Source organism: Pleionea sp. CnH1-48 (genome assembly GCF_024124665.1).
Lineage (GTDB): Bacteria > Pseudomonadota > Gammaproteobacteria > Enterobacterales > Kangiellaceae > JAMXSB01.
This window is the reverse complement of record NZ_JAMXSB010000009.1, coordinates 53,382-66,553: the sequence shown is the minus strand read 5'-3', so window position 1 is coordinate 66,553 and position 13,172 is coordinate 53,382. Positions and strand designations below refer to the sequence as shown.

Annotated in this window: 11 protein-coding genes; 5 read left to right on the top strand and 6 right to left on the bottom strand. The window is 43.7% G+C overall.

Translation table 11 applies throughout. From position 1 onward, the window contains the following. Window positions 1–121 precede the first annotated feature (121 nt). On the top strand, window positions 122–1,966 hold the full coding sequence (gene rpoD, locus NH399_RS15045; protein ID WP_253041470.1) for an RNA polymerase sigma factor RpoD: 1,845 nt from the start codon (window positions 122–124) through the stop codon (window positions 1,964–1,966). Window positions 1,967–2,125: 159 nt separating this feature from the next. Continuing rightward, window positions 2,126–2,605, top strand: a complete 480-nt coding sequence (locus tag NH399_RS15040) for a type II secretion system protein (protein WP_253041468.1) — start codon at window positions 2,126–2,128, stop codon at window positions 2,603–2,605. Window positions 2,606–2,678: 73 nt separating this feature from the next. On the opposite strand, the gene NH399_RS15035 is transcribed toward NH399_RS15040, so the two are convergent. Next, entirely contained in the window at window positions 2,679–3,086 is a 408-nt protein-coding gene (locus NH399_RS15035; RefSeq protein WP_253041466.1) for a 4-fold beta flower protein, read from the bottom strand. 655 nt (window positions 3,087–3,741) lie between these two features. Here NH399_RS15035 and NH399_RS15030 point away from each other — a divergent pair. Both NH399_RS15030 and NH399_RS15025 read left to right on the top strand, forming a co-directional pair. Next, window positions 3,742–4,146: a response regulator transcription factor gene (locus NH399_RS15030; protein WP_253041464.1), complete on the top strand. Its 405-nt coding sequence runs from the start codon at window positions 3,742–3,744 to the stop codon at window positions 4,144–4,146. Between the two features lie 84 nt (window positions 4,147–4,230). Continuing rightward, entirely contained in the window at window positions 4,231–4,770 is a 540-nt protein-coding gene (locus NH399_RS15025) for a DUF4199 domain-containing protein (protein ID WP_253041462.1), read from the top strand. Between the two features lie 30 nt (window positions 4,771–4,800). Here the strand turns inward: NH399_RS15025 and NH399_RS15020 are convergent, their stop codons facing one another. Continuing rightward, a complete protein-coding gene (locus tag NH399_RS15020; RefSeq protein WP_253041460.1) occupies window positions 4,801–6,564 on the bottom strand; it encodes an ABC transporter ATP-binding protein in 1,764 nt (587 codons plus the stop codon). Window positions 6,565–6,719: 155 nt separating this feature from the next. Here NH399_RS15020 and NH399_RS15015 point away from each other — a divergent pair, with 155 nt between their 5' ends. Continuing rightward, window positions 6,720–7,604 carry a TetR/AcrR family transcriptional regulator gene (locus tag NH399_RS15015; protein ID WP_253041458.1) on the top strand — a complete coding sequence of 295 codons (885 nt, stop codon included), beginning with the start codon at window positions 6,720–6,722 and terminating at the stop codon, window positions 7,602–7,604. On the opposite strand, the gene NH399_RS15010 is transcribed toward NH399_RS15015, so the two are convergent. The 4 genes from NH399_RS15010 to NH399_RS14995 all read right to left on the bottom strand — a co-directional run bounded on the left by NH399_RS15010 (window position 7,597) and on the right by NH399_RS14995 (window position 13,066). Beyond that, window positions 7,597–8,076 (bottom strand): VOC family protein, encoded by a 480-nt coding sequence (locus NH399_RS15010; RefSeq protein WP_253041456.1) that lies wholly within the window; start codon window positions 8,074–8,076, stop codon window positions 7,597–7,599. The genes NH399_RS15015 and NH399_RS15010 overlap by 8 nt on opposite strands. Window positions 8,077–8,101: 25 nt before the next feature. Next, on the bottom strand, window positions 8,102–8,533 hold the full coding sequence (locus NH399_RS15005) for a hypothetical protein (protein WP_253041454.1): 432 nt from the start codon (window positions 8,531–8,533) through the stop codon (window positions 8,102–8,104). An 87-nt stretch (window positions 8,534–8,620) separates the two neighbouring features. Further along, the gene (locus NH399_RS15000) at window positions 8,621–11,776 is read right to left on the bottom strand and encodes an efflux RND transporter permease subunit (protein ID WP_253041452.1); all 3,156 of its coding nucleotides are present in this window, start codon (window positions 11,774–11,776) and stop codon (window positions 8,621–8,623) included. A 15-nt stretch (window positions 11,777–11,791) separates the two neighbouring features. After that, window positions 11,792–13,066, bottom strand: a complete 1,275-nt coding sequence (locus NH399_RS14995) for an efflux RND transporter periplasmic adaptor subunit (RefSeq protein ID WP_253041450.1) — start codon at window positions 13,064–13,066, stop codon at window positions 11,792–11,794. Between the last annotated feature and the right edge of the window lie 106 nt (window positions 13,067–13,172).

The following is a 13,172-nucleotide window of genomic DNA, read 5'->3' as shown; positions in this document are numbered from 1 at the left end:
GTAAGCGGCTACACTGTGTATAATTGCGCGTTTCGTGTTCAGCAGTGGTGTGCTGTTTGTTACAGCGCATTTGTGCACATTTATCACTCACATAGATAACCCATCAAAAGGTTGTAACTGAATGTCAGATTTCTCTAACGAAACACAGCAATCCCAGCTAAAACTGCTTATCGCCAAAGGTAAGGAGCAAGGCTATCTGACTTACGCGGAGGTCAACGACCATCTGCCCCCAGATATTGTCGATCCGGACCAAATCGAAGACATCATCCGAATGATCAACGATATGGGTATTCAGGTTCACGAATCTGCACCCGACGCCGACTCATTGTTGATGAGCGACGCCCTAACCGATGAAGATGCGGCCGAAGAAGCTGCTGCAGCCCTGGCATCGGTCGATAGCGAATTTGGTCGAACCACCGATCCTGTTCGTATGTACATGAGAGAAATGGGTACGGTTGAGCTGCTGACTCGCGAAGGCGAAATCGACATTGCCAAACGAATTGAAGAAGGCATCCGTCAGGTTGCTATCGCTATTTCTGAGTTCCCTCGCACTATAGAAACCTTATTGGACGATTATGACCGTTATCAAGCGGGCGACTTAAAACTGTCTGACTTAATTACTGGGTTTTCGAACGGTGAAGAAGAAGAGCTAACCCTCGGTGGTAGCCACGTAGGTTCTGAAGTTCCTGCTGATGAACTAGAAGACGAAGACGTTGATACCACATCCAGCGATGACGATGACGTTGATGACGGCCCAGATCCTGAAGAAGCGCAAGAACGTTTCACAGCATTAAGAAATCAACACGAAAAAACCATTGCTGCCGTTGCCAAATATGGCCGAGCACACAAATCCGCTCAGGCAGAAATCGGAGAACTGCAACATCAATTCATGCAGTTAAAGCTGTTGCCAAAACAGTTTGATCGTTTAGCAACCAACATGCGCAACCAGATGGACTTGCTACGAGCACAAGAACGTCTGATCATGAGACTGTGTGTTGAGTACGGCAAAATGCCGCGTAAAACCTTTATCTCTGAATTCCCAGGCAATGAGACCAACACCAAATGGTTGGATGCTCATCTTGGTAAAAATGTCGCTTACAAAGCTGACTTAGAAAGCGTTACCGAAGATGTTCTGCGTTGTCAGAATAAACTGCTTAATATCGAAGGCAAATGCAATCTCACCATCGCCGAGCTAAAAGAAACCAACCGTCGCATGTCGATTGGTGAAGCTAAAGCTCGCCGAGCTAAAAAAGAAATGGTAGAAGCCAACCTGCGTCTGGTTATTTCGATTGCAAAAAAATACACCAACCGTGGCTTGCAGTTCCTAGATTTGATTCAGGAAGGTAACATCGGTTTGATGAAAGCAGTTGATAAGTTCGAATATCGTCGTGGTTACAAATTCTCGACCTACGCAACATGGTGGATTCGTCAGGCCATTACTCGTTCGATTGCGGATCAGGCCAGAACTATCCGTATTCCAGTGCACATGATCGAAACCATCAACAAGCTAAACCGTATTTCTCGTCAAATGCTTCAAGAAATGGGCCGTGAGCCTCAGCCTGAAGAGTTGGCAGAACGTATGGAAATGCCTGAAGACAAGATCCGTAAAGTTCTCAAAATTGCCAAAGAGCCCATTTCGATGGAAACTCCCATTGGTGATGATGAAGATTCGCACTTAGGCGACTTCATTCAGGACGATGCGCAGGAGTCTCCAGTAGACTCAGCCACTTCATCCAGTCTTGGAGAAGCGACTAAAGACGTTCTTGCAGGCCTAACAGCACGTGAAGCGAAAGTACTGCGTATGCGATTCGGTATCGATATGAACACGGATCACACCTTGGAAGAGGTAGGAAAGCAGTTTGATGTAACTCGTGAGCGTATTCGTCAGATTGAAGCCAAGGCGTTACGTAAATTGCGTCACCCTTCTCGCTCAGAGAAGCTAAGAAGCTTCTTAGACGAGCAATAAAGCATATTAAAAAAGGCTCTTCGGAGCCTTTTTTATTGCCTGTAATTGAGCTCTATGGACCTAAATCACCCAGATATTGGAAGAATCATCCATTTTTTGATGTAATTAAAGAGAACCTTTGAGACAAATCATTATTAGATACGACGAGGATAGAGCTTTTTGAGATCGAGTAGTGCCTTCACACTAATAGAGATGCTTACCGTCATTGTGATCATTGGGCTGCTGGCGAGCCTTAGCGTTCCTCGATATATTAATGTTCAATCCGATGCCAGAAATGCCCACCTACAAGCTCTGGAAGGTTCTGCACGTACAGCAAATACTTTGATCAATACTCTATTCCGTTTACCTTCTACGCCACGGATCCAGGTGGACAATCGCATTACCGATTTAGATACCGATAGAAATGGAAGTTTTGAAACACGTTTGTTATGGGGTTATCTGGATAATACGGATATCGAACAACATCTGAACTTGTCCGATCAAATTGAAACCCAACTCAGCGGGCTACCATTTATTTATTTTGGTTTTGATTTAAATGAAGATGGGAATCCGATCAATGACAATTGCTACTTTCGCTACGAACAAGCGGCATCGGCAAACTCTATGCCGGGCTATATTATTCAAAACTCAGGATGCTAATCAGGCACAAGGCTAACGACATTTGTCGTCAGCGCTGTACCCATTATCATTTCATTCTCGCGGAGGCAGCCAATTAGTGCGCTGATGCGGTTCTTAGCTGCTCGAATCCAGTGGCTCCGACACCCACTTGACCGTAAGTAAATTCTTGCCAGTTTAACGGTGACCAGTCACTGGTTGGGCGAGAAGGAATTGGCGGCATTGATGTACCAAAGTTATAAGGAATAATTTGTTTTTCTGGTGGACGAGGCACTAAACCTCTTTCTGGTAGTTTGGGTCCTTCGTGAGCCCAGATAAGAAAACCAACGGCATGTCCTGCATGATCACGAAAATAACCTTTTTCAATCACACCTAAATGTTTACCAGGAAAACTGAATACGTTGTTGTACTCAATTAAAGCTGTTGCCGTACCATTGAGATCATAAATGATATCGTTACTTAACCACGACACTACGTCGCCGTGTTTATCAAAAATAGCTTCCATCGTGTGTACCTCCACCGAATACGAATGAAATAAAAAAGAGACGTCAAAACTCGTCGTCCTGAGATTATTAAACTTGATTTCAAAAGCTCATGTTGTGATTTATACGTGATTCTCATGTGATATGAGATGACAACACTGTTAACTTATTGATTTTTATATAGATAACAGAAAAATTACACACTGTGATCACACAAAGAATTCGTGATTTTGTTCATTAATTACTCATCAGAACACGAAAATAACACATATTGAGATTCGAAAATCTCAAAAAAAAGTGGTTGATAGAGCTTTGGCTCAAAAGGTATTACACTAAATAGGTATTCGAAAAAGACTACTAGAGGAAAACGGAATGGCTCATAACTAATCCCAATAAATACATCGCGTTACGAGTTTGGATCACGCAGAACTGCGTGATTTTAGTGTGGGTGTCCAGAATCACACTGTGATTTTGATTCATTTTTACAATAAAAACTATATTGTATATTTCCTTTCATTCTTAAATAGTATCCACTTTTTAAGCTCAAATATGAGACTTACCACATTATGGATAAGTCTTTCGATACACTTAGCAGCGTTTTTTTCATAGAATCAACTAGGGCCAGTTGCCCTCTAGTTACTTACACTTTGTTATGTCTCAGAAGAAGGTTTAGGCTTCATGGCTAAAATGGTACTCAGATATGGAATCGTTTTATTTCTGCTGCTTGCTGTTTTTCAATTAATGGAATACTTCTTTTTTAGCTACAAAATCACTTTGAGCACTTATCTCGGTCTGGTCGGTTTTTTCTTCTTACTCATTGGCATTGCAGGCACCTGGTATTTTACTCGACCCGTTCAAGAGGCGACGATGGCAGATCCCGACTTACTGGCACAATTTAGTCCACGAGAATTAGAAGTATTGAATCTGATTGCTAAAGGTTACGCTAATAAAGAAATCGCCCAATTACTGGATTTATCCCCCAATACCATAAAAACTCATATTAGTAAGCTATACGATAAACTCGGGGTCAATAACCGAACTCAAGCAGCCTCAGAAGCTAAGCTATTGAAACTAATAGAGTAATAAAAGCTTCACCCATTTGGGCGATGGTCAAAACCCTGCACAAATCCTTAAATAAGGCTTCCAGATAACTGTCGAGAAACAAATATGAAATCAACCATTCTAAAATACGGACTCCTAAGTGGCGGCGTGATGATACTGATCTTTAGTATCAGTTTTGCGCTAATGAAACCTGCTCCAGAGAACTATCGCATTGGCGAAATCATTGGCTATTCCACCATGATTTTATCCATGCTTGTTATTTACATTGCCTGCAACGAATATCGCCTTCAGCAACCAGGCCAATCCGTCACTTTTGGGCAGGTATTCCGCCTAGGTATAGCGATCAGCGCCATTGCAGGAACTATGTTTGGCATCTTTAACTGGGTTTATGTAGAAATCTTCCATCCAGAATTTATGGAAGAATACTATTCATACTTTGTAGAGAGCGTAAAAAATAGCGGTGCCAGTGAAGCTGAAATCGCTGAGACTTTAAAACGTCTGGAGTCAGAGAAAGAAATGTTCTCAAGCCCAGCGGTACAATTCTTCACCATGTTTATTACCGTCTTTATGATTGGTGCCATAGTGACCTTGGTAACATCCTTTATTCAATCAAAGAAAGCGGCACCTGAGTTAGCTCATAGCTGATACAGCGCCCTCAGTGGGCGCTTACTTACTTCAAGCTGCAGAAGATGTAGCTAAAGGTTGATGGCGTATAAATTGAGTTTCGACCAACTCACGATAATAATCCGATGACTCCATTAGCTCATCGTGAGTCCCTTGGGCCGATACCGTACCATCTGCCAACACAATGATCTGGTCGGCTTCCATCACCGTCGAAAGTCGATGGGCAGCTACGAGTGTTGTGGATTGAGCTTGCAGCGGCTTCATCGCCGTTTGCAGTTGCTGCTCAGTAATTGCATCTAAATGGGCGGTCGCTTCATCACATAGCAGGATCGGCGACTGGCACAACAAAGCTCGCGCAATAGCAACTCTCTGTCGTTGGCCTCCCGATAAGCACACGCCATCTTCCCCAACCTCAGTATCCAGTCCTTGAGGCAGCTCTTTTACAAAATCAGCCAGTTGGGTTTGCTTAAGCACTTCGGCGATGGCTTCGTCAGTTACTTCTCCCTTTACACCATAACTTAAATTATGCCGCAACGTCCCTGATAGCAGTGGTGTGTCTTGTGCGATATAAGCAATTTTGTCACGCCAATCAGCCCCTCGCAATTCAGCAACATTTTGTTCGCCATAACGTATTTGTCCCTGCTGATGCAGGTAGAAGCCAAGCAACAGAGAAAATAACGTGGTTTTTCCTGCACCCGAGCCGCCAACCAAAGCCGTTGTTTTACCTGCAGCAAAACTGACAGAAAGTTCCTTGATGATCTTTTTATCTTCTCCGTAACCAAAATCAACCTGCTCAAAATGAATATCCTGCATCCCATCGGCAACCGGAGCTCCTTGGTCTAATTGCTCCACCTCTGAATGCATTAGGGTGTGAATACGCTCCGCAGCACCCGCCGCTTTATTGAGACCAGCAAAAAACATACTGAACTGGATTAGCGGGAAAACGATATTAAACAGATACAGAATAAAAGCGATCAAAGTTCCAAGAGTAATATCCCCTTGAGCGACACGGGTTGCGCCAAAAACGAGTATGGCAATCATCGCCGCGGTAATAGTAATGCCAGCAATAGGCGCCATCACCGCCATGATCACAACTTCTTTTTGGCCAAGCTTGTATAGCTTATTCAGCTTTTCGTCACAGCGCTGTAACTCTCGCTGCTCGGTACCAAAGGACTTAATCAAACGGATCTGACTAAACACCTCAGTGATTCGACCTAGAAAAGACGCTTCTGTACTCTGAATCTCCGTAGAAATTGCATTAAGACGGCCAGCGACAGGGATCGTAATCAAGAACGAGGCTGCCAAACATCCAAACAATACCAGAGTAAGCTGCCAATCAAGCACCCACAGGATAATCAAACTCGCGATCACCGTGACCATACCGGATATAAACGGCTCAAAATGCTGTGCGACCACTTCGTTAATAACATCAGTATCATTAACGACACGGCTAGCTGGTTCGGCAGAGGTTTCTTTATCAAAAAAGCGCACCGGAAAATAGAAAATTTTGCCAAGCAGCGACTGTCTCAAATGCACCAGCATTCTATTACTTACTCTACCGATTAAGTAAGTATTAACTCCGGCTGCTGCGACTCCTGCAATTAGTACCGCAATCAAAATCCATAAAAACTCATTGCTGACCGCTCCCAATGAGGAATAGCTGTCTACCAACTTTTGCGTCAACATAGGGAAAAGCAACGAACTGGCCGAACTCAAAAGAGTTAACAGTGCAATCGTCACTAGCAAAGCCCGACCTGGCTTGGCCAACTTTATCAATTCAAAAAGCTTCCTATAACTGGCCTTCTCATCTTTCATAATGATTCCTTCAAACTTTATGACTTCAGATGTGACTATTAAAGCACCGCACTGACCAACTGGTCAATATTTTTGTGACCAAATAAAAATTGACTGACCAGACAGTCAGAAAATAAGATACCTCTGCGTTTAATAGAAAACCAACCAGGACATCCATGAGCGACAAGCGAGACAGAATTCTGGAATCGGCAAAAGCACTGTTTTTAGAACAGGGCTATCAAACCACCAGTATCCAGAGCATTGCAGATAAGGCCCAGATCTCAAAGGGGGCTATTTATATCTACTTCAAATCAAAGCAAGAGATCCTTCTCGCCATCTTTCGCCATCTGGAAGAAGAAGTCTGGGAGCAGATTAACAAGATAAAAAGTGATAGCTCACTTACTCCAAGAGAGCAGTTAAGAGAACAAATCTATTGCTATTACGAAGACGTTCGAGCGAACTCTCAGTTTTCTCAAACAGTGCTTACAGGTTGTGAACTGAGTGAAGAGTTGATCAACTACAGCAAAGAATACCGTTATCGCCTGCAAATGTCACAAGAGGACGCACTGGTTCTGGTATATGGTGATGCGATCCGTCCCTGGCGGCTGGATGTGGTGAATTCACTCAATGGCATGATGCAAGAGCTAGAAATGACCATGGTGCTAGACAACATCGAGCTCAGCGGAAAAAAAGTCGCAGACCACCTTTGCAATCTCACTGATTTTATCGTCAATGGATTGCTGGACAGCCAACAAACACCGCTACTTGATGAGCATTGGTTGCTCGAGAGAAAAGCTTTTTTACATAAAGAAGAAGCCAAACGAAGTAGAACGGTTTCTGAGCTATTGGAAGAGCTGGAGAAAGCTGCAAAAAAATTGGTGATCACTGGCGACAACAAAGAGATGCTACAAGAAACGTTGCGCATGCTGTCTGAAGCTTTGGCCTCTGAAAACCAGAATAAGGCATTGCTCAAAGCGTTTTTGACCAGCTTGCGCGACTATCAGGAACTGGAGAAACCGCGAAAAGCTTTAGCTCAAGAATTAGGAATATCGATTAGTTAGCTTTCGGTGGGCGATGAATAAACTCCAACCGATTGCCACTAGGCTCACGAATCATCATGTGTTTAGCTGGCCCACCATAAAAAAGCTCAGGAGCAAACTCGATAACCACATCGCTTCGATTTTTCATCCTATTATAAAGAACATCCAATGTTTCAAAACTGGAAACTTTAATTGCTAAATGGTGAAGACCAACATTGTATTTACGATTGAAGGTTACCAGTTTGCTCTTATCTTTCACTTGCCACAAAGTCACAAATGACTGGCCATCCGTAACAAAGTTTGCAGGATAACTTTTATCCCTTCCCGCTAGACGCCACCCCAATACATCAATAAAGAATGATGTTGTTGCGGAAAGATCGGAAACCGTAAGACCTAAATGATCAATGCCCTGAGTCGCTGGCTTGGTGTTATCCTCTGCAACTAAAGATAAGCTGCTCAAAAAAATTATCAAAGCTACTAGTAAGTTTTTCATAGAAAATTTCTTTATTTAATTTGCTTCAAGATAAGGTTTTTAATGTCTTTTTTATTTCAGAACGCAGCTCATCGATAGACTCGGTAATATTATCAACCGCTTGTCGACTCTCTACCATCGACTCCCAGTTCTTCTGCCAGACATCCTTTAAAGCTGAAGCTTTCTGTTGGATTTCGGGTGTAGAAACAACACTTAGATCATTAATCAACCCGACCCGCACCCAACCATGACGAGGACTGCCTTCAATAATATCCTTATCGTAGTGAGCAAAGAAAACCACTTGCTCTAACTCGCCCAACTCCTCAAGCATTTCAAAACAGGCAGTACGGACATTATTATTTTCTTCAGTAATTTCTAAACGCCACACATTGTAGCTAAAACCTACAAGGGCAAAGAAGATGCTGAAGATGGCTGTGTATTGGTAGGTTCTGAGTTTGTTTTGCAGTTTCTTATTCATGATTCGGTGTCAAAATAACGTTAATCAATAGATTGAGTCATTGAGTATTTGTTACAGACGGAAAGTAACTTCCCGCCTGTTTGGTCACTATTGATTATTATGGCTGACACTTTCTGAAGTTGCGACTTCAAAGCCAAAGAAGTTAAGCACTCCTCGCTTAAGCCGACGCATAAGGCTGCGAATGTCTTCTAAGATTAGATAATTTACCGGAACAAATAGCAGCGTAATCAGCGTAGCAAACAGAATCCCAAATCCTAATGACACCGCCATAGGAATCAAGAATTGCGCCTGTGTGCTTTTCTCAAATAATAAAGGCATCAAACCAACAAAAGTTGTGAGTGACGTTAGCAACACCGGGCGGAATCGCGCAGCGCCCGCTGTTCGAACGGCCTCGTCGATAGACATACCTTCTGCCCGTTTCCGATTCACATAGTCCACTAAGACTAAGGAGTCATTAACCACAACACCGCTTAAGGCCAGAATGCCCATCACCGAGAGCAGAGTAAGATTCATCCCCATGATCCAATGACCGGCAATGGCTCCGACGGCGCCAAAGGGAATAACTGACATCACAATAAAAGGCTGAACATAAGACTTAAAAGGAATCGCCAGCAACACAAAGATCATAAAGAATAATCCCAGTGCTCCATACATCAACGAGTTTGAAGCTTCTCGCTGATCTTTTGCCTCACCTTCAAAACTGTAACTTACGCTCGGATAAGAAGGCAAAATATTGCGGATCTGCTCATCCATTTCTCGCTTCACCACTTCCATATTACCGCGCTCTTTATCAAAATCTGCGGTGACATTAATGGTTCTGCGACGATCAACACGCTGAATAGTGGAAGGACTACGACCCGGCTTAACAGAAGCCACTTCATGAAACGGTACTTCTCGACCATCTGCGGTTCGGATCAACATAGAATCCAAAGTCGCCAGAGAGTTGCGAGCTTCCAGTGGATAACGCACCATAACTTTCACTTCATTACGGCCACGCTGAATGCGCTGAACTTCAAAACCATAAATAGCCTGACGTACCTGACGCGCCAAAGTAGTTAGATTCAATCCAAGCAAACGAGCTTCGGGTTTAAGTTCGAGCTGCAATTCTTCTTTACCATCCGATAAAGAATCCTGAATGTCGAACACCGCTTCGTATTCACCTAATCGATCTTTAACTTCCGCAGCCATGGCTTCTAACTGCTGAATATTATGACCACGCAATTCTATGTCGATAGGGTTACCACGCCAGCCTATTTCGGCGCGATAACTTAAGTTTTCAGCTCCAGCAATCTTACCAACCAGCTTGCGCCACTCATTAACAATTTGTTGGCTCGAAACTTCAATGGTTCTAAACTCTGGCGCAACGATTTCAACTCGCACACGGCCAATATGACTGCCTCCAGCACCAGTTGTCGAAAAGATGTGATTGATCACACTTTCGTTGGTCACCGGATCAATGTATTTATCTTTTAGCTTTAAAGCTTGTCGATTAATATGTTCCACCATGGCATCAGTGCTTTCAAAAGCGGTCCCAACAGGCATCGTCAGATCAGCACGAGCCACTTCACTCTGCACCCGAGGGAACCAGGTAAACCGGGTCCACCCACTAGAGAACATGGCAGAAACAATAAATAAAACGCTAATAGCGACGGCAATTGAAGTATAACGATACTCCAACACCCAATGTAGAACGGGTCGATAACATTTATTGATAAAGATTTCTAAACTGCCTGCTATCGCCTGCTGAATTCGCGTTAAACGAGTTCTATCTTTACCAGTGCGACGCTTCACATGCTTTAAGTGTGCAGGAAGAATAAATTTTGATTCAATAAGAGAAAACAATAAAACAGGAACAACGACATAAGGAATCGATTGATACCAGGAACCACGCCCTTCCATAAAGGCTAATGGAACAAACGCCGCTATCGTTGTTAAAACACCAAAGGTCACAGGCACAGCCACTTCTTGAGTGCCTTCAACCGCAGCTTTGTATGGATCGACACCTCGTTGCAAATGAGAGTAAACATTTTCTCCCGTTACAATAGCATCATCTACGACAATTCCCAGCACGAGAATAAAAGCAAACAAGCTCATTATATTGAGCGTAATACCAAAAGCAGGCATCAAAATAAAAGCGCCCATAAAGCTCATCGGTATACCAATACAAACCCAAAGAGCTACCGCAGGACGAAGAAACAGAGCAAGTAAAAGCGCGACTAAGAATGCTCCTTGCATCGCATTGTTAGAGAGTGTTTCTAATCGGGCTTTTACAATTTTGCTGCGGTCACGCCAGAAGTCTAAAGAAATACCATCCGGTAACGTGGTGCGTTTTTCATCGATGTAGCTTTTTACGATATCAGCTACTTCAATGGCACTTTGATCACCCACGCGGAATATTTCTATCTCTACCGCAGGCTGATTATTGAATCGAGTTTTTAATGGTGTTTCTTCAAATCCATCACGAATAGTCGCTATATCTCGTAATAAAACTTTAGAGCCATCCTGACTGGTCACTACCGGAATGCTACCAAAATCAGAACCGATGTAAGCCTGACCACGACTACGAATGAAGATATCGCCACCTTGAGTACGCATATTACCCGCCGATAAATCCAGCGAGTTTTGACGCAAAACTTGTGACACTTGTTCTAAAGTTAAACCATACTCTTTGAGCGTCGCTTCCGATAGCTCGATAGAGATTTCAAAACGTTTAGTATTCTCTAAAAAGACTTGAGTAATACCTGGTTTAGCTGAAATATCATCACGAATTTCATCGGCTAAATTACGCAAAGTCAGTTCGTCAGCATTACCATAAATTACAGCACTGATAACCTCTCGACGTCGCTCAGCGATGCTAACAACAGGACGCTCAGCATCTTCTGGAAACGAATTAATGGCGTCCACTCGAACTTTAACATCATCCATTAACTCTCGTAGTTCAACACCGTCTTCTGCTTCGATGGTAATACGCGAACTGCCTTCCGTTGAACGAGACACAATCTGACGAATGCCCGTGAGATCTTGTACCGCCTCTTCAATACGAATACTGATCCCTTCTTCTACTTCGCGAGGAGAGGCACCAGGAAAAGACACTCTAACGTTCACTTGATTGATTTCGAAATCAGGGAAGACTTCGAGTGGAATTCTGTTGTTCAAAGAATAAAGACCAATGGCAAATATCGCGACCATTAACAAGTTGGCGGCAACATCATTCTTGGTAAACCAGGCAATTAATCCGTGCATCGTTGAGTCTCCTGATTAACCTTGCGTTGCCGCAGCTTTACGTTGAGAGACTTGCTTGGCGGGCTTCTCTTTTTCTTTCGCAACCCGCTCTCCACGACCTTTTTTGCCAGGAGTTTTTTGTGCTTCATCGAGACCACGTACACGGGTACCTGCTGGCACATTGCTGACAGGTGTTAATGAGTAGCGTTCTCCAGCATCCAGATTGTCGCGAACGATAATGTAATCGTCATCAGACCAAACAGGCGTTAAATTGCGTTTATCCAAACGCCCTTCTATCACAACACCCAAGGCATTGTTTTGCGAGACGGCTCGGCGCGGCAAAATAAAGACTTGTTCTAATAATTTGCCGTAGATTTTTGCTTCAACAAATTGGCCAATTTTTAAGGACGGACGTTGGTTATCAGATTGCTCGTAAGGATTTTCAATCTGTGCAATCAGATAAAGCTGTCGAGTCCCCGAATCGATAGCCCCTTCGGTACGAATGATAGCGCCTTCCCATTCATAATGACTCATACCGACTTGCGCAGAGAAAATTACTTTGGGGAGAATGTCGTTGTCTTTGGCACCGATATAATCACCGGGCAAGTCGATGTATTCTTGCTCTCGGTTTTGAATTGGCAGACGCACTTCGATGGCATCAGTCGCGTAGATATCAGCGACAGCCGTTGAGGCGTTAATCAATTGACCAATGTCGACCATTTTTGCCAATACACGACCATCATAAGGTGCGCGAAGTTCGGTTCGCTCGAGATTGAGTCTGGCTTTTTCTAATCGCGCTTTGGCTGCTTTAAGTTGTGCTTGCGCTGCTGCAACCTGAGGTTCTCTTAGGGCCAATGCACGGGCTTTCTGAGTGCTGGGTTTACGGTTCCAATCTTGCTCGGCGATGGCCGCTTGCGCTTTTTCTTGCTCGAGAGCAACTTCGGCCTCGGCAACGGAGGCTTCAGCTACCGATACTTCGACCTGATAGTCGCGAGGATCGACTTTTAATAAAACGTCACCTTGTTTAAAGAAGGCACCTGAGCGTAAGGACTCGGAAATGTGAACCACCTTGCCGCCGACTTCAGAGACCAATCGCGATTGCACTTTGGGCTGGGTGACACCAAAAGAATCAACGGTAACCTGATAGTCGCCGCGTTCCAGTGCTTTCATTTCTACAGCAACGGCGGTAGGGGGTCGTTGGCCAAACTTTCTTCCTTGGGGCGGGTTAGATGTGATCAGTTGATACGCCACAGCCCCTATAATAAGGGCCACAAGTGGTAATAAGATCTTTCTACGAGAAACAGCACTCATTCAGAAATCACTCTCTCTAAAATTAAACCTTGGGAATCCAGATATCAGGGTAATGGATAACTTACTGAATATCAGGATTTTTTACATTATTTTACATGGCTATTAG

Excerpts from the sequence above, each read along its gene's own strand:
- rpoD (WP_253041470.1), top strand. The coding sequence starts at position 122 with ATGTCAGATTTCTCTAACGAAACACAGCAATCCCAGCTAAAACTGCTT.
- NH399_RS15035 (WP_253041466.1), bottom strand. The coding sequence starts at position 3,086 with ATGGAAGCTATTTTTGATAAACACGGCGACGTAGTGTCGTGGTTAAGT.
- NH399_RS15030 (WP_253041464.1), top strand. The coding sequence starts at position 3,742 with ATGGCTAAAATGGTACTCAGATATGGAATCGTTTTATTTCTGCTGCTT.
- NH399_RS15025 (WP_253041462.1), top strand. The coding sequence starts at position 4,231 with ATGAAATCAACCATTCTAAAATACGGACTCCTAAGTGGCGGCGTGATG.
- NH399_RS15020 (WP_253041460.1), bottom strand. The coding sequence starts at position 6,564 with ATGAAAGATGAGAAGGCCAGTTATAGGAAGCTTTTTGAATTGATAAAG.
- NH399_RS15015 (WP_253041458.1), top strand. The coding sequence starts at position 6,720 with ATGAGCGACAAGCGAGACAGAATTCTGGAATCGGCAAAAGCACTGTTT.
- NH399_RS15010 (WP_253041456.1), bottom strand. The coding sequence starts at position 8,076 with ATGAAAAACTTACTAGTAGCTTTGATAATTTTTTTGAGCAGCTTATCT.
- NH399_RS15005 (WP_253041454.1), bottom strand. The coding sequence starts at position 8,533 with ATGAATAAGAAACTGCAAAACAAACTCAGAACCTACCAATACACAGCC.
- NH399_RS15000 (WP_253041452.1), bottom strand. The coding sequence starts at position 11,776 with ATGCACGGATTAATTGCCTGGTTTACCAAGAATGATGTTGCCGCCAAC.
- NH399_RS14995 (WP_253041450.1), bottom strand. The coding sequence starts at position 13,066 with ATGAGTGCTGTTTCTCGTAGAAAGATCTTATTACCACTTGTGGCCCTT.